Source organism: Mucilaginibacter endophyticus (assembly GCF_003351025.1).
GTDB classification, from domain to species: Bacteria; Bacteroidota; Bacteroidia; order Sphingobacteriales; family Sphingobacteriaceae; genus Mucilaginibacter; species Mucilaginibacter endophyticus.
Genome location: NZ_QPCG01000001.1, coordinates 1,001,988 through 1,027,635 on the forward strand (window position 1 = coordinate 1,001,988; position 25,648 = coordinate 1,027,635).

Annotated in this window: 21 protein-coding genes and 1 tRNA gene; 14 read left to right on the plus strand and 8 right to left on the minus strand. The window is 41.6% G+C overall.

Annotation, left to right across the window (positions count from 1 at the left end):
- The first annotated feature begins 147 nt into the window (after positions 1-147).
- The 9 genes from DUL71_RS04105 to DUL71_RS04145 all read left to right on the plus strand — a co-directional run bounded on the left by DUL71_RS04105 (position 148) and on the right by DUL71_RS04145 (position 12,467).
- The gene (locus DUL71_RS04105) at positions 148-1,389 is read left to right on the plus strand and encodes a YdcF family protein (RefSeq protein ID WP_114936857.1); all 1,242 of its coding nucleotides are present in this window, start codon (positions 148-150) and stop codon (positions 1,387-1,389) included.
- Positions 1,390-1,462: 73 nt separating this feature from the next.
- On the plus strand, positions 1,463-2,341 hold the full coding sequence (locus tag DUL71_RS04110; protein ID WP_114936858.1) for a hypothetical protein: 879 nt from the start codon (positions 1,463-1,465) through the stop codon (positions 2,339-2,341).
- Positions 2,342-2,719: 378 nt separating this feature from the next.
- Positions 2,720-6,001: a SusC/RagA family TonB-linked outer membrane protein gene (locus DUL71_RS04115; RefSeq protein WP_114936859.1), complete on the plus strand. Its 3,282-nt coding sequence runs from the start codon at positions 2,720-2,722 to the stop codon at positions 5,999-6,001.
- A 22-nt stretch (positions 6,002-6,023) separates the two neighbouring features.
- Positions 6,024-7,556: a RagB/SusD family nutrient uptake outer membrane protein gene (locus DUL71_RS04120; RefSeq protein ID WP_244228696.1), complete on the plus strand. Its 1,533-nt coding sequence runs from the start codon at positions 6,024-6,026 to the stop codon at positions 7,554-7,556.
- A gap of 56 nt (positions 7,557-7,612) precedes the next feature.
- On the plus strand, positions 7,613-9,691 hold the full coding sequence (locus DUL71_RS04125; protein ID WP_114936861.1) for a glycoside hydrolase domain-containing protein: 2,079 nt from the start codon (positions 7,613-7,615) through the stop codon (positions 9,689-9,691).
- A gap of 138 nt (positions 9,692-9,829) precedes the next feature.
- Complete coding sequence (locus DUL71_RS04130; protein ID WP_114936862.1) at positions 9,830-10,684, plus strand: glycerophosphodiester phosphodiesterase family protein; 855 nt, start codon at positions 9,830-9,832, stop codon at positions 10,682-10,684.
- A gap of 132 nt (positions 10,685-10,816) precedes the next feature.
- Positions 10,817-11,758: a helix-turn-helix domain-containing protein gene (locus tag DUL71_RS04135; protein ID WP_114936863.1), complete on the plus strand. Its 942-nt coding sequence runs from the start codon at positions 10,817-10,819 to the stop codon at positions 11,756-11,758.
- A gap of 39 nt (positions 11,759-11,797) precedes the next feature.
- Complete coding sequence (locus DUL71_RS04140; protein WP_114936864.1) at positions 11,798-12,025, plus strand: UPF0175 family protein; 228 nt, start codon at positions 11,798-11,800, stop codon at positions 12,023-12,025.
- Complete coding sequence (locus DUL71_RS04145; protein WP_114936865.1) at positions 12,009-12,467, plus strand: PIN domain-containing protein; 459 nt, start codon at positions 12,009-12,011, stop codon at positions 12,465-12,467. The genes DUL71_RS04140 and DUL71_RS04145 overlap by 17 nt, the downstream gene beginning before the upstream one ends.
- Positions 12,468-12,491: 24 nt before the next feature.
- Here the strand turns inward: DUL71_RS04145 and DUL71_RS04150 are convergent, their stop codons facing one another.
- The 5 genes from DUL71_RS04150 to DUL71_RS04170 form a co-directional block, all read right to left on the minus strand.
- Positions 12,492-13,187, minus strand: coding sequence for a Crp/Fnr family transcriptional regulator (locus DUL71_RS04150; protein WP_112575137.1), 696 nt, complete (start codon positions 13,185-13,187; stop codon positions 12,492-12,494).
- Between the two features lie 246 nt (positions 13,188-13,433).
- Positions 13,434-14,084, minus strand: coding sequence for a response regulator transcription factor (locus tag DUL71_RS04155; RefSeq protein ID WP_114936866.1), 651 nt, complete (start codon positions 14,082-14,084; stop codon positions 13,434-13,436).
- A gap of 27 nt (positions 14,085-14,111) precedes the next feature.
- The gene (locus tag DUL71_RS04160) at positions 14,112-14,918 is read right to left on the minus strand and encodes a sensor histidine kinase (RefSeq protein WP_112575134.1); all 807 of its coding nucleotides are present in this window, start codon (positions 14,916-14,918) and stop codon (positions 14,112-14,114) included.
- Positions 14,902-15,567 (minus strand): hypothetical protein, encoded by a 666-nt coding sequence (locus DUL71_RS04165; RefSeq protein WP_114936867.1) that lies wholly within the window; start codon positions 15,565-15,567, stop codon positions 14,902-14,904. Before DUL71_RS04165 ends, DUL71_RS04160 begins: the two co-directional genes overlap by 17 nt.
- A gap of 22 nt (positions 15,568-15,589) precedes the next feature.
- Positions 15,590-16,138 carry a hypothetical protein gene (locus tag DUL71_RS04170; RefSeq protein ID WP_154402314.1) on the minus strand — a complete coding sequence of 183 codons (549 nt, stop codon included), beginning with the start codon at positions 16,136-16,138 and terminating at the stop codon, positions 15,590-15,592.
- Between the two features lie 409 nt (positions 16,139-16,547).
- On the opposite strand from DUL71_RS04170, the gene DUL71_RS04175 reads away from it, so the two are divergent.
- Positions 16,548-17,096 (plus strand): inclusion body family protein, encoded by a 549-nt coding sequence (locus DUL71_RS04175; protein ID WP_208645470.1) that lies wholly within the window; start codon positions 16,548-16,550, stop codon positions 17,094-17,096.
- Between the two features lie 140 nt (positions 17,097-17,236).
- Positions 17,237-17,698 (plus strand): GyrI-like domain-containing protein, encoded by a 462-nt coding sequence (locus DUL71_RS04180; RefSeq protein ID WP_154402315.1) that lies wholly within the window; start codon positions 17,237-17,239, stop codon positions 17,696-17,698.
- Between the two features lie 8 nt (positions 17,699-17,706).
- On the opposite strand, the gene DUL71_RS04185 is transcribed toward DUL71_RS04180, so the two are convergent.
- Positions 17,707-19,053 (minus strand): ligand-binding sensor domain-containing protein, encoded by a 1,347-nt coding sequence (locus tag DUL71_RS04185; protein WP_154402316.1) that lies wholly within the window; start codon positions 19,051-19,053, stop codon positions 17,707-17,709.
- A gap of 329 nt (positions 19,054-19,382) precedes the next feature.
- Between DUL71_RS04185 and DUL71_RS04195 the strand changes: the two genes are divergently transcribed.
- Together DUL71_RS04195 and DUL71_RS04200 are read left to right on the plus strand one after the other, a co-directional pair.
- A complete protein-coding gene (locus DUL71_RS04195) occupies positions 19,383-19,841 on the plus strand; it encodes an SRPBCC family protein (RefSeq protein ID WP_208645471.1) in 459 nt (152 codons plus the stop codon).
- 49 nt (positions 19,842-19,890) lie between these two features.
- Positions 19,891-20,112 carry a DUF6965 family protein gene (locus DUL71_RS04200; RefSeq protein WP_114936872.1) on the plus strand — a complete coding sequence of 74 codons (222 nt, stop codon included), beginning with the start codon at positions 19,891-19,893 and terminating at the stop codon, positions 20,110-20,112.
- A 217-nt stretch (positions 20,113-20,329) separates the two neighbouring features.
- On the opposite strand, the gene DUL71_RS04205 is transcribed toward DUL71_RS04200, so the two are convergent.
- Positions 20,330-22,435 carry an AAA family ATPase gene (locus DUL71_RS04205; protein ID WP_114936873.1) on the minus strand — a complete coding sequence of 702 codons (2,106 nt, stop codon included), beginning with the start codon at positions 22,433-22,435 and terminating at the stop codon, positions 20,330-20,332.
- Between the two features lie 314 nt (positions 22,436-22,749).
- Positions 22,750-25,032, minus strand: coding sequence for a glycoside hydrolase family 3 N-terminal domain-containing protein (locus DUL71_RS04210; protein WP_114936874.1), 2,283 nt, complete (start codon positions 25,030-25,032; stop codon positions 22,750-22,752).
- 530 nt (positions 25,033-25,562) lie between these two features.
- Between DUL71_RS04210 and DUL71_RS04215 the strand changes: the two genes are divergently transcribed.
- Positions 25,563-25,635: transfer RNA gene (locus tag DUL71_RS04215), tRNA-Gly, on the plus strand.
- The last annotated feature ends 13 nt before the right edge of the window (positions 25,636-25,648 follow it).

The window sequence follows — 25,648 nt, forward strand, 5'->3', positions numbered from 1 at the left end:
AAAATTGACATGGATTATTTTGTCCAAAAGGTGGCATATCTTATTTTAAATCAAAATTAGGCCTGTTTTGTAAGAGGAAAGTTACTGGTAGTTAACCTTGAGTTTATCTGCTTAGGCGTTATTTGCGCCTTGTTAAAAAACAGCTCAATGAAAAAACTCCTGCTACTAACAATGCTTGGGTTGGGTGGTTTAAGCGCCTCTGCGCAAGCCCCGGCCCCTGTTAAAAATGCCCCGACAGATTATGTAAAAACAAAAAACTACGGGCTGCTTACTTTTTTTGAGCAGGATGCCGAAGTAAGCGCTTTACTCAAAAATGATCCGGAACTGGCGCAGCTTTTACAAAAGAAACTAAGCGCCCTTAACGCTTCACTTACCGATTGTAAAGATGCCTCATGCCTTACAGCAGCCGTAAAACTGACTGATGATGATATCAAAACGGTGAGCGAACGCCTTGCTGCTTTGTATAAAGCAGGTAACGCGCTTGATAAGCTGGTTAAATTAAAACTGCTCCCATCGGGCTTTTATAGCTTGTATAAAAAGCTATCGCCAGAGCAATTGCTTGTAAAAGCATGGGAGCAAGATGCAGGTAGTATTAACTACACAATAGGTGTTTATGCCGAAGGTAAAAAGCCTAATTATCCGCAAATAGATTCTATTAGTTATAATGTTAAGTCGAGGGCTTATTATACGCTGATGTATGATGCCTCTGCTACCCTGGTGGGTGATATAAAAGGAACGAAATTGTTTTTTGAACCGGCTATGCAGGCGGCTTTGCTTTATTTGCAAATCAACGAAAGGCAGGATCCTGCTAATTACGAACCCATGGAATTAAACGCTAATAAGGCTGCTGTAGCCCGTGTTAAAACCATTAAGTGGGCCGATTATCCATATTCAAACATCCTTGTGCCGGGTGCTGGGCCTGATAATTTAACATCGCCGCTGAGCGGGGAGGGGATGTTGCGCTGCAGGCTGGCGGTACAGGAATACAAAGCAGGTAAAGCACCATTTATTATTGTGTCGGGCGGTAAGGTGCATCCTTATAAAACAAAATATAACGAGGCCGAAGAGATGAAGGTTTACCTGATGAAAACACTTCACATTGCCGAAAACGTGATCATCATTGAACCACATGCACGTCATACCACTACCAACATGCGTAACAGCGCCAGGCTGCTTTATAAATATGGCATTCCTGCCGATAAGCCGGGGATTGTAGTAACCGATAAATCACAAACTGATTTTATCATGACCATGGATGCCCGCTGCCAAAAGGAACTCAACTATGTGCCTTATAAACTGGCCAAGCGCAACTCTGAAACCGAAGTAGAATATTACCCGGTTGAAGAAGCGAAACAAATTGACCCGGACGAACCACTTGACCCTCGTTAAGAAAGCTGAAAGCAGAATGCGCAAAGCTTAAAGCGATTGCCAGGTCATTAATGTAATTACATTATTTAAACACATGCAAAAACTTACTCTAACTATAATAGCTGCTGTTTTAGGTATCGGCAGTATCACCACCGGGACAATTGATCAAAAGCTTGACCGCGCCATCACCGTCGATTCGTTGGGCGCCTGTCAGGGCATCTCTTACCAAAATGGTCGTATATTTTTATATGGCGACAGGGAAGTAGGGATGATCCGCGAGTTTAGGCTGGAGCACGATAGTCTGGTGTATCAGCATAAAGAATATAAGTTAACCCAGAACGGACAGGATGTTATTAATCATCCAACCGGTATTGCTTATAATAATGATAAGGGGCCAACTTTTATTGGTAATTCTATCAGGCTAAACGCGGCAGGCAGCCAATGGCGCGCGGTAATTTATAACGTAAACTGGAAAGGCTTACTTAAAACCGGCACGCTTGATGGTAACCTGATTAACACCATTGAGGATGACGCCTGTATACAAGGCACCCGGCCGGAGTATGTTAAATATAATAATAAGTGGTATGTAGCCACTGCCGATTATGGCGATCACGGCAACGAAGTGCGTTTATATGACCCTGAAAAGCTGGCAAAAGCCAAAAGCACTAAGGAGCCTGGCGTGCTTTACAAAAAGTTTACATGCACACCATGGGTACAAAACCTGTTTTGGAAGGCTGATAAAGGCGTTCTGGTGCTTATCCAGAATAAACTTGAAGGCAGGCAATGGCGGTTTACCTACGTTGATCTTAAAAAGTCAATTGAGGCGGGTAAGCAGGTGGTGCTTAGCCAGGTTGACGGCATAGACAGGGGCGACGAGCTGGAAGGTTTTTCATTGCTTGGTGGCGATGTTAAGGGGATAGCCGTTACTTCATCACGAAAAAATAACGTGAATTTTACCACTACTTCATGGTAGTGTTTAAAACGTAACTAAAGTAAAAATGCCCGCAAAAACGGCAGGCATTTTTTATTGCTTGTTAATATAAACTTAACATTAAAGTATCCTTTGGTTAAGATAACTGGTTTAGCTTTGCTGCAATTATTACAATATTAATAACTCTATATTAATATTGTTTAATATTAACGCAATAATAATTATGAAACTATTAATTATTTGCTCACTTCTTTAAAAAAGTCGCCTATGTAACATTAACTTCAACTTAACATCGAGCTCGGCGATAAAACTAAGAACCGGTGAATGCGCTAACACTCACCTGGTCCGGGAAAATTGTCAAATAACTCAAAAGCGGTCCAAGGCTTTAAGTCATTTCTTTCAACAATCAATTTTAAAAGTATGAATAAAAAGATTAATCCAAATCTTTTGAGCAGGTTTTTTTTAATTCCTGTATTATTTTTACTGGTTTTGCTAAAACCTTTTATCTCAAACGCTTCGGCAAAGAATATAGTATTTAATGCCGCAAAGCCAATTACCGGTACAGTTACCGACGAAACTAATCTTCCATTACCAGGCGTATCTGTTAGGATTAAAGGTTCTGACAAGGGTACTGCAACTAACACAAACGGTAAATACACCATTTCGGCCGAAGAAGGCGCCGTGTTGGTATTCAATTTTATTGGTTACGATCAGCAGGAAGTAACTGTTGGCAATTCATCAACCATTAACGTTAAGATGAAGCCAAAGGCAAACATGCTAAACGAGGTTGTAGCCATCGGTTACCAAACTATCCGTAAAAGCGATGTTACCGGTGCTATTGCCAGCATAAAACCGGGTGATCTTAATCTTTCGGCTCCTTCATTAGGCCAGGCCCTTGCAGGTAAAGTAGCAGGTGTGCAAATATCACAAACCAGTGGTGCGCCTTACACAAGCACCAAGATCAGGGTAAGAGGTGTTGGTTCGTTAAATGCCAGCTCTGATCCTTTATATGTAATTGATGGCTATCCTGCGGGCAATGATATTTTCATTAACCCTGATGATATCGAAAGCATCGACATTTTGAAAGATGCTGCATCTGCTGCCATTTACGGTTCCCGTGCTTCTGGTGGTGTAGTATTGATCACTACCAAAAAAGGCAAGGAAGGCAAAGGCCGTTTTGAATATGATGTACAAACCGGTGTTGACCAGCTTGCGCACAAAGTGAAATTGTTAGATGCCGATCAGGCTGCTTTATTGGTTATTGATGGCCGTAACAACGCTTATCATGATCTTTGGATAAACAGCGGTCACACTTGGAACGACGCCATGTACTCTGATAACAATGCAACCCGTGTTGCCAATGTTGGTAATACCGGTAGCGTGAGTATCCCGGATGGTTTATACAATTTTGCAACACAAAGCCCTATTAAGCAAACTGTAAATACCGACTGGCAGGACGAATTATATCGTAACGCTATTTTCCAGAAACATACCCTTTCATTCTCTGGTGGCGCAGCTAATAATGTGCGTTATTATGTTAGCGGTTCTTACCAAAACAACCCTGGTATTATCGTATCATCAGGTCAGCAGCGTTATAACTTCCGTTCAAATGTTGAGGGCGATGTAAGCAAACGTATCCACATTGGCGCAAACGTATCGTATACTCAAAACACCAACCAGGAAATTCCTGAAGGTCGTTTTGACCACGGCCCGGTGTTGGGCGCTTTGATCTATATGCCATATCTGCCGGCTTATAACGCCGATGGTACACTGGCAACCAATGCTGAAGCTGCCGGTTCAACCCAATATGGTTACCAGGGAATTGAAAACCCGGTTGCCCTTGCAGAGCGTGTTAAAATTAACAGGAAAGGTTACCGCAGCACTTATAATGCTAACGTAACGTATAACATATTACCTGGTTTTAACTTTAAAACTAACCTGGGTACTCAAACTTATACTGAAAAGTACGATTATTATTACCCTACTACATTGAGTAGCGGTGCTTTCCCTCCGGGTTCTCAACAATCAATATTGGCAGCCAACGCTCAGGCTTCAAACTTAACAACGGTTGATAAGCTTGCCGAGTTTACCTTAAACTATAACAAACAAATTGGTAAACACCATTTTGATGCTTTGGCCGGTTATACAGCGCAGCGTACTACTAATGACTATTTTAGTGTTACTGCTAACGGTTTCCAGAATGACAATATCCCCGAAATATCAAACAAAGGAGCTTTGGCGGCTAACTTTAGCTTAAACTCAGCTTACAAAAATGCTTTCACTTTGTTGTCATATCTTGGTCGTGCCAACTATAACTACGCTGGTAAATATTTCTTAACCGCATCTTTCCGTGCCGATGGTTCATCACGTTTCGGACCGGCAAATAAATATGGTTATTTCCCTTCTGTTGCTGCAGGCTGGAACCTTTCTGACGAATCGTTCTACCATAGCTTTCTTGGTGATCAATCAACAGTTAAAATCCGTGCAAGCTGGGGTAAAAGTGGTAACTACAACATCGGTAACTACAACATCCAGCAAACATTGGCAACTCCTACAGGTGTAGTACTTGATGGTAACAGTGCCGTAACAGCTACTTATCCTGGTGGTCTTAAAGACAACACCCTGAAATGGGAAACTACTTCGCAGTATAACTTTGGTACTGATATAGGTTTATTTAACGGCAGGTTGCAGGTTATTGCCAACTATTACCTGAGTTATTCATACAACCTGTTGTACAACCAGCCAATATCGGCTATTTCGGGCAGTACAACCATCCTTACCAACCTGCGCGATTCAAAAATCCGTAACACCGGTTTTGACCTGCAGTTAGACGGTAAGATCATCAACAACAAGGACTTTACTTTTGGTGCAAGCGGTAACATTTCATTAAACCGCAACAAGGTAGTTAAATTGCCTGCACAAAATACAATCATCATTAACGGCGCTGAGCGTTCATACTTAACCAGCATCACAACACAAGGCCAGCCTTTAGGTATGTTTTACGGCTTTAAAGTTGGTGGTATAATTAATGCTTCAAACTTAGGTAAAACAGCACCATCGGCCTCACAAACAAACCCTGCCAAAATTGGTGACCTTTGGTTTGTTGACACCAATAAAGACGGTATTGTTAACGATGCTGATAAAACCGTTATCGGTTCACCATACGCCAAATTCACTTACGGCTTTGCTTTCAACAGTACCTGGAAACGTTTTGATGCAAGTGCATCTTTTAACGGTTCATATGGTAACCAGATCCTTGACGGACAGGATTATTACTTGTACAATGGGGAAGGTTCAGGCAACCAGTATGCTAACGTTGCACAACGTTATCGTAACGAAGCCGATCCTGGCGATGGTTCATTTTACCGCGCTTCACGTGCCGGTACACAAAGTAACAGTACCCGTTTATCAACCTTTTACCTGCAAAGCGGCTCATACCTGCGTTGTACTAACCTTACTTTAGGTTATACGCTGCCTAACTTCTTACAACAAACTTTAGGCCTGAGCAAAGCACGTGTATTTGCAAGTGTGGTTAACGCGTTTACCATCACCAAGTACAAAGGTTATAACCCTGATGTTGATTACAACTATTCGGGTTCTGCTTCAAACAACACTCAAAACCCTAACCTTGCTCCAGGTATCGATTATGGTACTTATCCACTGGTTAGGTCGTACAACTTAGGTGTTAATGTTACTTTTTAATAAATTTTTTAAAGAGATATAGATGATGAATAAGAAATTTATAGCCATGGCCTGCCTTGCTGCAGTTGTGGCGATAGCCCCGTCTTGTAAAAAAGACTTCTTGAATGAAAGCGATCCGAACGCCATATCAGTTGACGCGAGCTATAAAACTCCTAACGACGTTTTGCTGGCCGTAAACGGTATATACCAATCATTGCGCAGCGGAAATAACGTTGGTGAAGGCAGCGACCTTTGGACAGATCAACGCTCGGATGATACCGGTACACAGGATAACCAGTCAAACTCAGGTGAGCCGTTCCAGTTTGGTAACTTTTCTATATTACCAACCAACACTTACCTTAAAAGCCACTGGGTATCGTTGTACACTACAGTTAGCCGTGCAAATTCTGTGTTGTCGCATATTGACCAGGTTCCTTTTCCTGATAACTCAATAAAACTGAAATATGCTGCTGAAGCTAAATTTTTGCGCGCCTTTATTTATTTTGACCTTGTACGTACCTGGGGAGATGTGCCTTTGGTAACAAAAGCGTTATCATCAGCAGGCGATGTTTCGGCACAAACTTTCCGCGAAAAACAGGCAACCGTTTATCAGCAAATTGTTACCGATTTAACCGATGTGATTGCCAGCCCTCTGCCTAACCTGCAGGCTTCAACCGGTCGTGCTTCAAAAGCGGCTGCCAACTTCCTGTTAGGCCAGGTTTACCTTACCATGGCTACTACACAGGATCAGGCTAACCGTACAGCTAACCTTAACAATGCTAAAACATTTTTAATGAATGCTTACAACATGCGCACTTTCGGCGCGTTGAATGCCGTTCCTTATACCGATGTTTTTGATGTTTCTAAGAAAACAACATGTCCGGAGCTGATCTTTCAGATTGTGAATATCCAGGGCGACTTAAACTATAGCTCATCAATAGCTGCCAATTTCCAGGCTAAAGGAGAAACTATTAACTCGCAGAAAGTGTCGACAGGTGCAGGTTATAACGTTACTCATGATTTGATTAACGAGTACGAAACCGGCGATCCACGTATGACTTTCTCTGTAAAATACGCGAATGATCCAATTGTAAAAGATTGGTTTGTTACTAAGTTCAGAGATGTTAGCACTGCTGCAGGCATTAACGGTTACGGTGGTAACGACTGGATCCTGATGCGTTATGCCGACGTGATCCTTTCATTGGCCGAAGTTAACAACTACCTTGGCGATCAGGCTACTGCTATCAGCTTCCTTGACCAGGTGCGTACCCGGGCAGGTATGCCAACCTATGCGGTATCAATTACTAACAGCGATTATGCTACAAGGTACCCAACGCTTAAGCTTGCTATTTTACACGAGCGCCGTGTTGAGCTTGCATTTGAGCACCACCGCTGGTTTGATTTGCTGCGTACGTTTACCACCGACGAACTGGTTGCTTACTTCCACGCTAAAAAGCAAACCGATTTTGGTTTGGCTTCATTGGCAAACTTTACTACTAAAGATCGTTATTATCCAATTCCGTTTGATGAGTACAAACTTGACCCTGTTAAGATGTACCAAAACCCGGGTTATTAATATTGATGTTACATAGAAAAGGAGGGGCCCAGCCCCTCCTTTTTTTATTTTGCGCCATGAAAAATACGTTCATTATTCTATCTGTATTCTCTTCGTTATTTATCGGTTTTAAGGCTTCATCCCAAACTAAAAAGCCCGCCGAAGCCAGCCCTGCCAGCCAGGTAAATGTTTTTGTAGGCTCCTCCGGCGATCATGGGCAAATGTCGCCTGCCGCTTCGTATCCTTTCAGTATGTTAAGTATAGGGCCTCAAACTTACCCTAACCTGCACATGGGTTACGAGCATAAGGCTAAGTTGTTTTTAGGCTTTACCCACAACCGTTTTGAGGGTGTGGGCTGCCAGGGCAGCGGTGGTAATATCTTAATTAAGCCTTTTTTAGGTGATGATGCAGGCGCTTCTGTTCTTAACAAAGTAACGGAACAAGCCGGACCTGGATTTTACCAGGTAGCTTTCAGTAACCATATCTCAACCAAAATTGCAGTCTATCAAAATGCCGGTGTCGAAAGCTATAGCTTTCCGCAGGGCAAAAAGGGGTTTTTTATCGACTTAAGTCATACGCTTGCCAACCGTTTTGTTGCCGAAGAGCATGAGTTGGGAAACAACGAAATCACCGGCTGGATAGATTCGCGAACAACTTGTAATGTGGGCACTTACCGGGTTTACTATTGTATCAAATTTAACCAGCCTGTAACTTTTGTTCCGGGCGACGCACATAAATTAATAGCGAATGCCAATGCAGATCAGGTGCAGTTAAGTGTGGCTGTTTCTTCGGTTGATGTAGCGCATGCTAAGGCATCGGTTAAAACCATCGGCTTTGAGCAAATGAAAATGCAAAGCAATGAAGGGTGGAACAAAGTATTAAGCCATATTAAGGTAAAGGGTAATACCGAACGCGAAAAACTTTTTTATTCCATGCTTTATCGCACGGTTCAATCGCCTTACGTGGTTTCAGAGACTGACGGTAGCTTCCGGGCAACTGATGGCAGTTTGCAAACTACTAAAGACAGTATTTATAATGGCTGGGCTATTTGGGATAATTACCGTACGCAATTACCGTTGTTATCCATTTTGTATCCAGACAGATATCAATCCATAACTACATCGCTTACCAACCTTTACCGCTTCGGTAAAAAGGATTATGCTACAAAGAATGAGCCCTCAAATACTGTGCGTACCGAACATGCCATTGTTGTATTGCTGGATGCTTACCGCAAAGGTTACAAGGTTGATTTTGCGGGTGTTTTAGATTCGCTGAAATCGGATGTAGATAAGCTTGATTTTTCGCACCCGGACAAGGCTTTGGAATCAAGCTATGATACCTGGGCATTTTCACAAATCTTGGCTATCGCCGGTAAAACCGAGCTTGCCAATCAATACAAACAAAAAGCATTGGGCTATAAAGAGTATTGGAACAAGGATTTTAAAGATATCACCAAAAATGATGTCGACCGTGTTTCGGCGCGGGGCCTTTACCAGGGAACCATTTGGCAATACCGTTGGTTTGTTCCGTTCGATATCAAGGGCCTGGCCGAACTGATAGGCGGCGAAAAAGAATACATTCGTCAGTTAGATCAGTTTTTTGATAACGACTATTATAATCATGCTAACGAGCCTGACATTCAGGCGCCATTTATGTACAACGCATCGGTACAACCCTGGAAATCACAAGCCGCTGTTCATAAGTATGCAGCAGATACCGTAGTGCAATATTATTTTAATGATAATAGCCGAGGTATTGATCCCTTTGTTGATGTTATTTACCAGAACAAGCCTGATACTTACGTGCGCACCATGGATGATGATGCCGGGGCTATGTCCGCATGGTTTGTTTTCGCTGCTACAGGCGTTTCACCTGCTTGCGTGGGCTGGCCGGTATACTATCTGAATGTGCCGTTGTTTAAACAGGTGCAATTTGTATGGCCGGGCGGCAAAACTTTTAATATAAGCGTACCGAACTATGTAGAAGGGCAAAAGTATATCCAGTCGGTCATGTTAAACGGTAAAAAGTTGAACCGCAATTGGCTTACCCACCAAGAAATTATGAATGGTGGTACACTGATCATCACTGCTGCCGATAAACCAAATGAGCAATTTGGAGTGAGCGATCGGTGGGTGTCGGATATTGATATGAAGTAAAAAGGTAGAACCTGCCGTCGCTCGGCTCCAGCCGAGTGGCAACTATCAAGCGGCCTCTGGCCGCCGTTTAAAGGTCGGGGGGGATAGCCACTTGGCCGAAGCCGAGCAGCGACGTTTTAAAATAGAATATTATATAACATGAAACTAAAACTATTAATACTGGCTTCTGCCATTTCATTTACAGCAGCAGCTCAAAACAAAATCCAGGTAACTGCTCACCGCGGAGATTGGCGCAACGCGCCCGAAAATTCATTACGGGCATTTCAGTATGCTGCGCAAATGGGTGTTGATATTGTAGAGCTTGATTTAAAGAAAACTAAAGACGGCGTAGTGGTGATCATGCACGATGGTACCATTGATCGTACAACAAATGGTAAAGGCAAACCTGCCGATTATACTTTTGATGAGATCAGGAAATTTGGATTGAGGAATGGCATAGGGCGGGTGACTAAAAACCAGATTCCGACACTTAAAGAGGTAATGTTGGCGCTTAAGGGTACCGGTGTAAAGGTTAATCTTGACAAAAGCTATGACTATTATCACGAAGCCCTTGCCGTTTTAAAAGAAACCGGAACGGTACAACAGGCTATTTTTAAATCTGAAGTGCCTTATGCTGATCTTAAAGCACGTTATTCAAACCTGATAGATAGCATTATTTATATGCCGGTGGTTAACCTGGATAAACCGGAAGCAAAACAGATCATTGTTGATTACCTAAGAAATATGAAGCCGTATGCCTTTGAATTGAATTTCACCAAAGACACTTCGGCAGTTTTGCGGGATAATAAATTTATTACCCAAACTGGCTCTAAAGTATGGATCAACTCGCTTTGGGCTTCATTAAATGCCGGGCACGATGATGATACCGCTGTAGAAGATGATAATAAAAGAGACAGCTGGGATTGGATCATCGCGCACGGAGCTACCATCATTCAAACGGATCGCCCGCAGTTAATGCTGGAGTATCTGCGCAAAAAACATTTGCATAAATAGAAATATGAACCGGCTTTAACTTTAGAGCCGGTTTTTTTACGGATTATTTTGACTATTTACACCTCGATGATTTAGACATAAACGTGGTGGCGTATTTATTGCTAAATTCGTGTATTAACTTCAGGGGCTTAAATGAAAACTGTAACTGTAGAAGATTTTTACAAAAATGCCGCCACAATCACCAATAGCAAAGTGGAGGATTTGCTTCCTGTTGATATTAACAAAGAGGTTGGACATTTCAATGTCTTTAACCTTGCCGACATAATCGCCAAAATAAAAAAGGATCCAACCCATGTGCCCTACAATCGTAGGTTGTACTACAAAATAAACCTGGTTAAGGGGCGCAATATTGCCGAATATGCTGATAAGATTATCAATATTGAGAAAAATGCTTTAGTATTTGGCACCCCTAAAATACCGTACAGTTGGAAGCCGCAGGATGCAGACCAGTCGGGGTATTTCTGCATTTTTACTGACGCGTTTCTGGTACAATCAAAAAGTGGTGTAGTGCTTGATGCATTACCGATCTTTAGTCCGGGAGGCTGCCCCGTGTTTATGCTTACCGACGCGCAGGCAGAGGAGATTAGTTTCATTTTTAAAAAGATGCAGCAGGAAATAGCATCCGACTACCCATACAAGTATGACCTTATCAGGAACTACGTAATGGAGCTGATTCATTACGGGCAGAAATTGCAGCCCTTTACTAATTATAGCAATAGCCACAATGCATCTGCAAGGGTTTCATCGTTATTTATCGAATTGCTGGAAAGGCAATTCCCGATAGCGTCACCCGGTCAAAAGGTTGTTCTGCGTACTGCGAAAGATTATGCCGACAGGCTTGCCGTGCACAGCAATCACCTTAATAAGGTGTTAAAAGAAAGCACCGGAAAAACTACAACAGAGCATATAGCAAGTAGGATTATCCAGGAAGCCCGCATCCTGCTCAAACAAACTGACTGGAACATCTCGGAAATTGCCTACAGCTTGGGCTTTGAACAGCTATCGCATTTTTCAAACTTCTTTAAAAAGCAAACATCCTTATCGCCGGTAGAGGTGCGGAATTTGGTTGGGTGAGGGTTTTAGGCTTTTATTTGAAATTTGTATATTTACTATATGACTACAATAACATTACAGGTGCCGGATAGTCTTGGAGAGCAGCAATATGATACAGTGCGCTTCATTGCGGCAAAATTATATGAGTCAGGGAAATTATCACTTGGACAAGCCGCAGAGATGGCGAGTTTATCAAAGCGTACTTTCGCTGAGTTGTTGTCTGATTATGACGTTGCATTATTAAATTACCCTGTATCCGAAATGTTGAGCGATGCAGATAGCATATGAAATTGTTATAGCTGATACCACTTGTTTTATATTACTCGATAAAATTGGTGAATTAGGTCTTTTAAAATCGTTATTTGGCTCAGTTGTTACCACCACAATTATTGCGACCGAGTTTGGTGATCCGTTGCCGGATTGGATTCAGATAAAAGAAGTTAAAGATGTGCGTTTTCAAGCTACGCTTGATGTTGATGCCGGCGAAGCCAGCGCGATTGCTCTCGCAATTGAGTCGCCTCCTTCCTTAATCGTTTTGGATGATGATAAAGCCCGTAAAAAAGCAAGGCGGTTGCAATTGAATGTTACCGGTACACTTGGTCTTTTTCTGAAAGCAAAACGAGATGGAATTATACCAGATGTGAGATCGATGCTTAATAAAGTTCAGAAAACAAATTTTAGATATTCTGAAAGCGTTTTTAACGAGATATTAAAATTGGCCGGTGAATGATTCTTTGCCAATTTAGCCCCATCCTTACAAATCATCATCCTGTGTTAAAGTAAGCAGCCCGTCATGGTTTACGATACTGATCTTTTTACCATTAGTACTTATCAGTTTTTCTTGCAATAGCTCATTAACCACCCTGAAAACCGTTTCATAGGTAGCGCCGGCATAAGAGGCTAAATCCTGCCGGGTAAGTTCTACATTGATATGGCCATCCGGATTTGTTCCAAATTGTTCCTGAAGGCTTATGAGGGCCTGGGCTACACGACCTTTTACCGGCATATGCGCAAGGTTACGCATTTTGTGTTCAGCCTCCTGTAGCTCATCAGCAAAAAACAAAAGTAACTGGTATGCAAACTGAGGGTTCACCTTTAAGGTAGCCTCAAAAAACTCCATGTCAATAAAGCATATTATGCCGGGTTCTAAAGCTGTAGCCGAAATAGGGTAGTGGGTTGCGTGTTTGCCTAAAACACGGTGACCAAAAATAGCACCCTTATTGGCAAACCGGATAATAAGCTCTTTGTCGGCGCCCCATTTTTTATGAACTTTTACATTGCCTTCATATACAAAGTAAATGCCCTTCACAGGATCACCCTCGCTGAAAATAACCTGTCCTTTTTTTACGCTAAAGTTCTTTTTATTGGCTGCTATGGCAGGCAGCCATTCTTTTATGCAGCCTTTGCACAAAAAACACGTGTTATTATCGCATTGAATATTTCTTTTCATTCAAATCTTAAATCAATCAGTCAACGTTAGTTGTAAAAATATTAAGGAAAATTAAATTTATCGATAATTTATTTAATTATTTGCAATTTTTATTGCTAATTACTTGATTTAAATAGATTTTAAATGATTTTTATTGACTTGATTCTGATATTTTTAATTTAATGTTGTATTTTATTGTGGTTTTTTAGGTGTATTTTAATGTGGTTTTTGTTTTGAATAAAATTTATGTTGTCTTTTTGTTTATTTTTATTCAATTATTCCATTTTTTACTGCAAACATGACCAGCCCGGCGGTATTTCTAACGCCAACCTTGTCAATTAGCCGTTGTCTGATACCTTCAACAGAGCGCGGACTAAGAAAAAGTTGTTTGCCCATTTCATTAGCTGTTTTTTCGGCACAGATCAGTTTTAGCACATCTTGTTCCCGTTCTGTAAGTTCAACGCCTTCTTTAAAGGATGGTTTGATGTTGCCTTTTATCACCAGCTTTTTTAACAGCGCGTTACTTACGATATTATTAAAGTAGTAGCCCGTTTCATGAACCGAGTAAATCGCTTTCCTGATCTCCTCCGCCTCGGCGTTTTTTAACAGGTAGCCGTTTGCGCCAATTTCCATTAAATGAATCACGAACTTTTCATCGTCATACATCGTTACTACTAAAATTTTTATATCCGGGTATTGCTTTTTTACCAGTTTGGTAGCCTCCATGCCATCCATTACAGGCATTTTAAGGTCCATGATAATAACATCGGGCATATTGGTTTCTATGCCCGTTATCAGGTCTTCTCCATCTGCGGCTTCAAGTATCACCTCCAGGTTTTCATCCTGGGTAAGGCCAACTTTCAGGCCTTCCCTGTAAATGGTGTAATCATCGGCTATGGCAATTTTAATAGGTTTCATCGCCTTGTATTTGAAGTGTTGTAATAATTAGATTGTAATTGCCCGCGGGATATTGATGTTAATGTAATACCCCTCAGGTTTATAATTAAAAGATACTTCGCCCTTTAGCAAAATTATACGGGTTTGGATTGCTTTTAATCCAAGTCCCCGCTTATCAAATTTCAGTTCCTCATATTGGGCGTGACTTAATCCCTGCCCGTTATGGAAAATGCTCAGGTTCAAAGCATCTGGATTATAAACTGATGTAATATGTATTTTTTGAGGTTTGGCGTGTTTAAGTATATTGTTCATTAACTCCTGTACCATACGATATATGCTGATATCGTTTTCATTGGCCTGGGCGGTGTATGAGTCATCAAGATCTGTTGTAATATATATGAGGTCATTATTGGCTATCTTTTCTGCAAAATGTCTGATGGCCTCATTTAGTCCAAACTCTTTTAGTATACTCGAATGCAGGTTGTGCGAAATGCCGCGCACCTGTTTAATGGCCATATCAAGCAGTTCTTGTCCTTTCTCATATCGTGGCTCGTTGTTTTTATCAATAACATTGATCTTTACTCCCTGCAAATGCAGCTTTGATGCTGATAAAATAGCGCCAACCTCGTCATGCAGCTCTTCGGCAATGCGGTGCCGTTCGGTTTCTTCGCTGCGTACGGCCGCCTCTATTAACTGATTTTGCTGAGTTTGGTGCAGCTTTTGTATTTTTTGTTGATACTGGTACTTTTTTCGCTGAAAAAATATGAAAATGAGCAAGATGCTCGCGAATAATGAAAGCATAACCGCAATACCCATGAAGAGCAAGAGCCTGATATCATCATTCGTTTGTTTCATACAACCCTTTCGCTATAAATACACATAAAATGGTATAGGTGAAATTGTGAATGTTCCACAGGTTTATGGCAAAGTTGTGCAAGCGTACCGTTAGTTCATTGTATAATAAAAAAATAAAGAAGTTTACGGTATAGTAAATTCCCAGGCCGGTAACTATCCAAAAGTCGGGTTGTTTTTTGCCTGGTTCTTCATCTTCGGTTATTTTAAACAGGTAATACTGCATACAATAAAACATCATAATTACCGCCTCAAACGACAGTAGCCTGCTGCTCAGTTGCCCATAATCAAAAAAGTTTTGATAAAAGCCGAAGTTAATGAGTACAAACCCTAAAAAAACATAAGGCGCCAACTTTTTTGTTTTTGACAGGAACTGTTGATTAAGTTTTATAAAGAACGAGCTAAACAGCAACAGTCTGATTATGGAATGTACATTGTATAAATAATTATTGGTGTTATAGGGCCGCGGCAGTATCGTTTTTAGCTTCCATATAACATCAATAGTTATGTTAATTGCCAGTGCTGCCCATAGATAACTAACAACAGGTTTATTAAAGGCCGGCTGTTTTTTCTTTAAACAAAGAATGGCCAAAGGAATGAGCAACGCCCAAACCTCCGACCAGTCAGATATACCTTTAATTAGCTGTTCCACTTTGCAACAGTTTTAGCCAATATTACATTTTTGCCGGAGGTGATGGATTTGAGTCGATGTCCTGCGTATCCGAATCGGCATAGTTAATAAGCTGGCCATTTTTTACCAGTCCTATAGCATACACCAGATGCTGGTTCGAAGCTAAGATTTTAGGCGTAAAAACCAGATAGTCATAATCACGTTTCTTTCCGCTGTCGGTAGATATTACAGCTTTTATTGCCTTTTTTGTGAGGTAGTTGTTGCCTAAAACTACGCGACCTGTTAAGTTAATCAATGTATCCTTGGCAATGGCTAAAGTATCCGGGTGTACTGGGTTAAGGTAGTTACCGGCAGTATCAAGAATGTACGATACCAGCTGATAAGGTTTTTTAACATCATCAACCTGCGGACTGTAAAACTGGAAAATGAAACTGTCGGTTGTTGACGAGTCCAGCCAGTAGTTAACCTGGGCTGCGGTGTACTTTACCTGGGCAAACCTGGTAGTTTGCTTGCACGATGTCATGGCAAAAAACAAGCAAACGGCGCTTGCCATTGCAATTGGCTTTAAAAAGTTAAGGGGTCGTTTTTTCATGATATTATAGGTTTATATATGTAGGTAATATAGTTGTATTATTTGTGTTTTGTATTGATAATAATAAATTATATAAGTGAGAAATTAATTATACTACTGTGAAATAATTTCACACAGATTATTGATTTTTCTTGCTATTTATTAGTTATTTTCTTTTACGGCAAAGTTAGTATGTGTGAAAAAGTGTGAAAGGGTGTTTTTATGGTTTGTATGCGTATAAATACTTATTTTATTTAAGGGGTATTTATTCTCTAATAAGCCGGTTTAAATAAGCGGAAGTTTGTAGTGTGATAAGCAATTAAGAAAAACCGGTTAAGAAGCGCTTCGGTCTTTTTGGCTTTGACAAAGGAGTTACCCGAAAATCCGTTAAAGAGTAGGGACATTTATTTATCCTAAAACCCTTTTAGTCATGGCAATTACCAGCGAATTTGTCTCCAGCTCGCAGGAGATCATCAACATCCAGGTAGTGATAGATACAGACGCTATCACTACCGATTATCCAACTCCAAGCCAGGATCCTAACAATCCTACCGGCCTGCCTCACAACTATATGTATATGGTTGCTACCCGTGGCAATACTATAACCGGTTCTGGCGGCGCCGACCTTAACATCAAAGCCGATGTGGGCGACGTTATACGCTGGTACGCGGTATCAGAGTTTGGAAACTTTGATTCGGCCGTAGTTATTTACAAATTAGATAGGTATGCGCAGGATACTGTATTCAACAACGTAACTTTCAGCGTATACGCCCGTACAGGTATTTTACCTGCGGATGGCACCGCTATTCCGGTTGGCTTTTCAACTCAAAACTTTTGGTTTAATCAGGCCAATGTTGTGGCCAAAGGTACCGAGCAGTATAACGTGTCATTTGCGCTTTATACACGCCAAAGGGGTGTTGATCAGCCTGTATTATTTGGCTACTATTACTGGGACCCAACCGTTACTGTACAAAGCTAACCCTGCATAAACCTGAAAAAAAGCAAAAGCCCGGCCTATCAGTCATGATAGCGGGCTTTTGCTTTTTGTATTGTATGTTAAATTGATTGTGGACGATATAAAAAATGCCGTTATATTAGTTAAGCCAAATGCAAACCAAAATGGAAGATACAGTACAGGTAATAGCACTTAATAATCCTATAAAGCTTATTGGGAAAGTATTTACAGGTAGTTATTCAGGAGCATCGTCATATGTTTCAGCTGTTCAAAATGAGTTAACATCAGCTCAAATACCGTTTATTCCGTATAAAATTTGCGGCATTTATTATGACAACCCGGAGGTTACCCTGGCTGACGAACAAAGAAGCTTTCAGGGTGTAGTTACAGAAGGCAATACTGATCTGTCAGAAACATCGCTTACGGCTATTGATATGCTTGGGACATTCCTGTACACAAAAGTTACCGGCGATCCGACGCAAGCCATCATGAAGGGCTACGGTGATCTGTTTGCGTATATCCACGCACACCAAACCAAATTGAAATCAAACGCAGGCTACCAGATCCTGACTTTTAGTGAAGGATTGGTAACAACGGAGATCTACATGGAAATTTCAGAAAGTTAATTTGCCAGTTACGCTCCTGATTTTTTCCTGATCCTTAATAAACCATTAGCTGTGGTAGCGTAAATAACTCCTTTTGAGTCCTGCACCATCTGGTAAATAGTAAATCCAGGCAAAGGCGAGTTGTTATTGTGGTAATTTTCCCAGCCGTTATTCAGATCAAACCTAACTATGCCCGATTCATCTGTACCCAACCACAAAACGTGATCAAATTTGTCATACAGCATGGTGTTGACGTGGTTGGCAGGCATGCCCGAGTTTTGATCGTTATAATGCAACCAGGTTCCATTAAACTTTAATACTGCAACACCTTCTTTTTCGCTATCAGTTTCACCAGGTTGTTTATTGCAATCAACCAGAGAGAAGTAAACATTTCCTTTTTCATCCTCAACTGCGCCCGAAATGGTAGTGTTTTTTAACGGGGTATTGTTAAGGCTGTTAAATGAGGTAATAATGTTTTTATCAATCATGATAGTACCTTTTGAAGTACCAATCCAAAGCCGTTTCTGACCATCTACATAAGCAAAAAGCACATTGCTCGAAGGCATTTCAGGCATCGATTTTTTGTTGATCACTACTACTTTATCTTTCCGTTTTACAACGAGGCCGTTTGGTGTGGTGAACAATAATTCGCCATTGCGGCTATTCAATACCTGGTTTACGCCGCCTGTTAAAAACTGTTTAAAATCAAACAGCTGCCAGCCGCCGCTGCCATACATAAATATTTTGTTGTCGTAGTAAACCCACTTGTTGTTGTCCCTGTCAATAGTTACTTCTTTAATATTAGCATCTGATGGGAATGGCGAGTTGTATTCATTAACCGGGATAAAGGTTGTACCTTCAAAGCGGGTCATACCTTTTTCGGTAGCATACCATAACAAATCCGATTGATCCATCGCTGCCGATTTACTGATGTTATCAACCAGCGGCGAGTTGTATTTTGTCCAAACCGTAAAGTCGTAGTTTTTTAACGAAGGGTTGGCGTATGTAACGTTTTTATTGTAAATGATAGGGTCGCCCGGAGGTTTCATCTCGGTGAGATCAAGCCTTTGTACCTGGCCATAAACGCCTCCGCTGATAAAGCGGAAGATAACATTTACAGATGCCGCCACAGGTTTGCCAGCAATTTTAGCCGGTTTCCAGATACAGCCATTAAGATAGGTGATTAGCTCGTTGGTAAGGGCGCTTTTCGTAGCGTCGTTATGACTGAGCACGCAGCTGAAGCCACGTTCATCAACCAACACCTGAAAGGTTATTGCGCCGGTAGCGTCTTTTAGCAAATAACGGTTATTGATCCTTGCAGAAACAAAATCAATGGCAAGCTGATCACAGCTGGCCTTTTCATCGCCGCAGTCCATGCAATAATTAGTGATATTACACATCTCTACCTTTTGCAAAAAAAGATTTTGAGCCGATAGGGCTGAAGGTAAAATAAAGATAAACAGGCAGATAAAAAATATTCTGCGGATTTTGGTCGGGGATAACAATGCCAGCATTACGCTTATAAATAAAAGAAAGCAAACGCGAAACTCCAAGCGAATGATAGTTAAATAATGTTAAACAAAGATACACATCATAAATGAGGATAATATGAAGCCATTTGTTTTTAGCGTGTTTATTACAAACATTTAAAATATGAGTATGTTTATTAGTCAAAGCCAGTTATCCCAACCAGTAATTATTAAAAATGAAAGCCGAAAAATCAAAAAGCGCGGAAGCGCAAATGCTGGTCCGCAAGCCTGTTGCCGAAGTTTTTAACGCTTTTATTGATCCGGCTGTTACCTCACACTTCTGGTTTACCAAGTCGACAGGTAAACTGGAAACCGGCAAACAAGTTACCTGGTCATGGGAAATGTATGGTGTATCATCGGTGGTTGTTGCTTCTGCCATTAAAGAGAACGAGTTAATAACCATTGAATGGGGAGCACCAGCAACAACTGTCGATTTTAATTTTAAGGCTATGGGCGATGATGCTACTTATGTAGAGATTCAGCATTATGGCTTTAATAAAACTGGAGATGAACTCATTGCTGCTATCAAAGATTCGACAGGTGGATTTACTACAGTTTTAGACGGATTGAAAGCCTGGCTTGAACATGGTATTCATTTAAATTTAGTGGGCGATAAATTTCCGAAAGGAAAGTAATGGCCTGTTTTTTTAATAGAGATATTTTAAAAACCGCTATTTTTGCGCCATGAGCTACGAAGAATTGAGTGAATACTTTAGTAATGTTACATTACCCCAGGAATTAAGATTAGACCGCGCTACAACTCAGCTCCATGTTGCCGATTTTGTTAAGCAATTATTGAAAAACATGAAAAACTATCCCGATAACTGGCGTCATCAGTACCAGTTAATGCGGATCAAACACGCCCTCGAAAACCCATACGACGGCCCGGAAATCCCAAGGTTTTAAGATAAATCTTAAGAGAATTTTTAAAATTGGGGTACTATTCATTGCCGTTGGTTTTAACTGACGGTAGAAAGAATCTGAAAGTTTTGGCTTTAGCCCAACTATGCACGCGGACTTGGGCTGAAGCCCATTTTTGCTGCTTATTGTTCCGTTGGTTAAAACCAACGGCAATGAAATTTTATCTGTTTATAAACTATAGGTATTAAGTTTAAACAACTTCTCAAGAAAATAGATCATTTTCGCCTAAATAGCTTCTGATCATTTTCAGGATGGGTTCGCCCAGATCTGTTGCTTTGGCATCACCAAAGCTTTTTAACTGCGAAAGCTGGTTTAATGATCGTGGCAGTTTTGCGGTGATGTCGCGAAGCATATTTTCTGATACTAAAGTATGTTCAGGAATTTTGCGCTCAAGACTGGTTACCTTACGCCAGTTTAACAACTGCTTGTAAAGTTCGGGGTTTACAATTTCCTTTTCTTTTGGCAGGGCTTTAGGGTTCCAGTTTTTGTATACCGGCTTATAGCTTATCCCGGCTTCCTGCACTGATGATAAAATATCCCTGCCCGACGAGGCAATAGGCAGGCGTACAAAGGCGGCTGTTTTGGCCTTCAGGTTTACCAATAAGTGATTTAAGCTATCGTAAAATTCTGCCGGCGGGTTGGTGCTATTTACGGCAGTATAGAAACTGTTAATAGCTTCAGAAAACGCATTTAGTTTGGGCAGAAAATAGTTGGCGGCATTTTTCAACCTGGCTATAAATGTTGTGTTATCCCATATCAATTGATCATCGGGCAAAGCGGCGAGTTCTTTCCGGATAAAGCGGTCGCCAACGCTTTTTATATCGGTATCCCAATTAAGGTCTGTTTTGTTGATACTGTCAGATAAAGGGCTGTTTTTAATTCCTCCGGCCAGCATAATAGTTTTAAGCTGTTTCCAGGCACCGGTAAGCATCGAAAAGTCAAAAACATCTTTCATCTCTTCCAATGCAATTTGCCGGATAGTACTTTCCAGTAAGCTTTCGTCGGGCATGGAAATGGCCGCGTTTTGCATAAAACTGATGATCTCGGGATCGGTACGGATATTTTCGGGCCGTACAGGCGATTTCAGGATCATGCCTTCCAATGAACGGCAGCGACTTAATGCCACATAAGCCTGCCCGAAAGCAAAAGCCGCATCAACATCAATAACCGCTTTTTCAAAAGTAAGGCCCTGGCTTTTATGGATGGTTATAGCCCAGGCCAGGCGCAATGGATACTGGCTGAAAGAGCCATTATTTTGCTCATTTACTTTTTGCTCATCTTCGGCCAAGGCATACTTTACATTTTGCCAGCTTTCGGGGATCACCTCAAATTCAGAGCTGTCATCCAGAAAGCTTAGGCGGATATTGCCCGGCCCCATAGCAATGATGCGCCCGGTGCGCCCGTTATAATATTGCTTTTTACCCGAGCTGTCATTTTTGATAAACATTACCTGTGCGCCAACCTTTAATACCAGTTCTTCTTCGGCAGGGTAGGCTTCTTTAGGAAAATCGCCGGTTACTGTTGCTTTATAAGTATGTGCTTGGCCATCAAGCTCCGTTAAACGTTGCTGATTAATTTCGTTAACCAGTTGGTTATGGGTTGACAGCGTTACATAGTCCTTAAGCCAGTTGGCGTTAAGGTTAGGGTTATAATGCGCGTTCAGCTTATCAAGCATTTCGCCATTAGCATAACCATTCCTGATGCTGTTCAGGATCTCCACAAATACCGGATCTTTTTGGCGATAAACCTGGGTAAGCTCAAAAGTTAGCACCGGGAATTTTTGAAATGCCAGGCTATCAAAAAAATAGGGGCCTTTATAAAAGCTCCGCAATACCGGCCAATCTTTTTCATAAACAGGAGGGAGCTGAAACAGGTCGCCAATCATCAACAACTGAACACCGCCAAAAGGTCGTGCCGATCCTTTAACCTGGCGTAGTACGGTATCGATATAGTCGAGAGTATCTGCCCGCACCATACTGATCTCATCGATAATGAGCAGATCAAGGCATTTTAATATGTTTGATTTTTCGAGGCTTACCTGTCTTAACAGGATATTGGGATTGTTATGATCGGTTACCGGTACCTGCGGACCGAAAGGCACCTGGAAAAATGAATGGATGGTTACGCCTCCGGCATTAATAGCGGCGACCGCCGTAGGCGCTACAACTGCAAGGTTTTTGGTAATGTTTGCCCTGATCCAGCGCAAAAAAGTGGTTTTACCTGTACCCGCCTTACCGGTTAAAAATATAGGCCGGTTTGTATTTTCAATAAATTTAAGGACGAGTTCATGAAAAGGCTCCAACACCATAGGCTTGTTATTATATCACCGCTTCCCAACCAGGAAATCATTTTCAAATTTAATAATTAGGTATGAGAGTGAGGGATTGGGTTATCAACAGTGTTAGTTAAAATAGCGCTTGTTGAATGGAGTTAATTGCCGTTGGTTTTAACCAACGGATGTAGAGTAGACCATAAAGGGGCTTTAGCCAAAACTCTGCTACATGATTTTGGCTAAAGCTCCTTGCTTTTTGTTATTAACCCGTTGGTTAAAACCAACGGCAATGAAATTTGAGACTTACTAAGGCTAAGAAACTTAAGTCTGAACTAAAGTGATGACGTTTCTTATTCTTTTACGGTAATAGTTTTAGTAAACACAATATCGTCGGCTGCCTTGCCTATCTGAATTTCAAATTCGCCGGGCTCTACCACATATTGCATCTTCTCGTTATATAAGCCCAGTTCAGAAACAGGTACTTCGAGGGTTACGGTTGTGCGTTTGCCGGCCTTGATCAATACTTTATTGAAGGCTTTAAGTTGTTTTACAGGCGTAGCAACCGAACTGAATTTATCGTGGATATAAAGTTGTACCACTTCTTTGCCATCCCTGTTTCCCGTATTTTCTACATCAACAAATACTTTGATAGTTCCACCCTTAGCCGAAAAAACAGAATCAGCCAAAGTACAATTGCTGTATTTAAAACTGGTATAGCTTAAGCCATAACCAAAATTCCAAACCGGCTCGGGTTTATCAAAAATGTAGTGCATTTTAGGATCTTCAGGTGTGCCGGGCTGGTCAAATGGTTCTTCCCGGTCGGTTACATAATGATTGTAGAAACAAGGGGTGTTACCGGTGCTGCGTGGGAACGATACATTTAACCTACCCGATGGGTTTACTGCTCCGGTAAGGATATCGGCAATTGTACGCCCTTGTTTTTCGCCGCCATACCATTGTATAAGTACCGCGTCGGCGTTGTCTTTAACCCATGGCATGGCCAACGGTTTGCCAGCAATAAATACCACAATCATTGGTTTACCGGTGGCTTTTATGGCTTTCAGTAAGTCCATTTGTACTCCCGGCAGCTCAAGCGATGAAAGGTCAAACCCTTCGCCCGATGTTGAGTATTTAGGGCTACGGCCTAAAAATGTACTGCGTGTACCGATAGCAACTATGGCGATATCGCTTGCTTCTACAGCCTTAACAGCCTCGTCAATATGCGTTTTATCCTGGCTCCACCAATCGCAACCCTCGGCATTATTTATAGTGATTTTATTGCCGATAACTTCCTTGAGGCCCTGCAGTAAAGTTATTCCTTCTTTCGGATCACGTTGCGTCCATGAGTAATCGCCGAAAATGGTTTGGTTACTGTTGGGGCCTACAACAGCTATTGATTTGTATTTGGACAGGTTTAACGGCAAAATATTATTGCTGTTCTTAACAAGCACGGCACTTTCGTCGGCTACTTCTTTTGACATAGCTACGTTAGCGGCACTGTGTACCACTTTATCAACCCTGGCCGGATTGCCATATGGAGCATCAAACAAACCCAGGGTAAACTTAACCGTCAAAACCCGGCGAACTGCCAGATCAATATATTTCAGATCCAGTTTACCGCTTTCAACCAGTTTTTGCAGGTGTTGATACGCATCGTCAATATCAAGATCGATGCCGGCGATGAGGGCCATCTTAGCGGCATCTTCCTGGGTTGCAACCGCATGGTGAAAAGTTAGCAACCGGTCAACCGATCCCCAGTCGGAATATACATAACCTTTAAAGCCAAGTTCGCTGCGTAGGATGTCGGTCATGTAATAATGAGAGCCGCTAAGCGCGATGCCATCGTACGAGCTATAGCATGACATAACAGCCAACGGATTGGTTTCGGCAATAACCCTTTTAAACGGATACATATACAGGCTGCGCAGTTCGCGTTCACCGCCGCTTACATTAGCGCAATTTAACCCGCCTGAAGGGGAGCCATGGGCCATGAAATGTTTAGGTGTACAGGTGATATTGTATTTTTGATAACCATTTACAAAGGCAATACCCATTTGAGCTATCAGGTAAGGGTCTTCACCGTAAGTTTCTTCAACACGGCCCCATCTCAGCTCGCGGGCAATATCCAATACCGGCGAAAGGATCTGGTGAATGCCGATCACATCAGCTTCGGCCCCGGCAGCCTCGGTCATTTTGCGAATTAGCGCAGGATTAAAGGTACTGCCTTGAGCAAGCTCCTGCGGAAACAGGGTACACCCATTTTGCAGGATGCCTTCAATCCCCTCTGCCGCGGTCAGGATAGGGATGCCCAGCCTGGTTTTGGTGAGCATATAGGTTTGCAGTTTCTGGTACATATCAGCACAATCGGCCGCTTTCATGTTCATTTCATGAGTACAGCCGTAACTTTCGCCTTTAAAAATGTTTTCAATTTCATCGGCCCGGCCCGACGCCCTGTTTTGCAGCTGCTCAATTTTTTCTTTGAGCGTCATTCGCGCCAGCAAGTCTTCGACTCTGGCATTTACAGCTGCTTTTTTATTTTTATATAATGGGGTATCGGCTGCTGTACGCAAAGCACCAAAGCTTTTTATCGTAATTAAAAATAGTAGGGGGATTAAAACGGAGCTTCTTTTCATATAATGTTAGGTAGTAGGCGTATTTGGTTTTGATTGTTGTTGATTGAATAACATTCGCAATCGATTGCGAATGTAGATACGAAGATAAAACGTTTCACCAATTTGAACAAAATGCCTTGAGATTAATTTATGGTTACTGATGTGGGGTTTGTGCTTGCCATTATTTCATGGATCTGGATGCGGCAAAGTAGTTTTTTACCCCGGTTATAAAAATGGACAAACCTAAATAAATGATGGACTAAAATAACGGGACGGCAGCGCGAAGGATCAGGAAATTCAGAAAGAAAAGAGAAGTTTTTGTTTGTTGATTTTACGGAGCGTTTGCGTAAAATGGACAAAGAAATAGAGAAATTGGCCTTTTTTGAAGTTTTTTGAGTGCCTGTTTTTTGGTGAGGTCTGCGATATTTGATGGGATTGCGAAATTTTGCTTGTGTAAATATTTGATTAAAAGCGTGTTAATTTTAATGCTTAAAAAGTGAAAAAATATTTTGACTGCATATACCTGAAGTTATATATTTGCGGCCACCAACGCGAAAGTAGCTCAGTTGGTAGAGCACGACCTTGCCAAGGTCGGGGTCGCGAGTTCGAATCTCGTCTTTCGCTCAAAAGCCTTTCT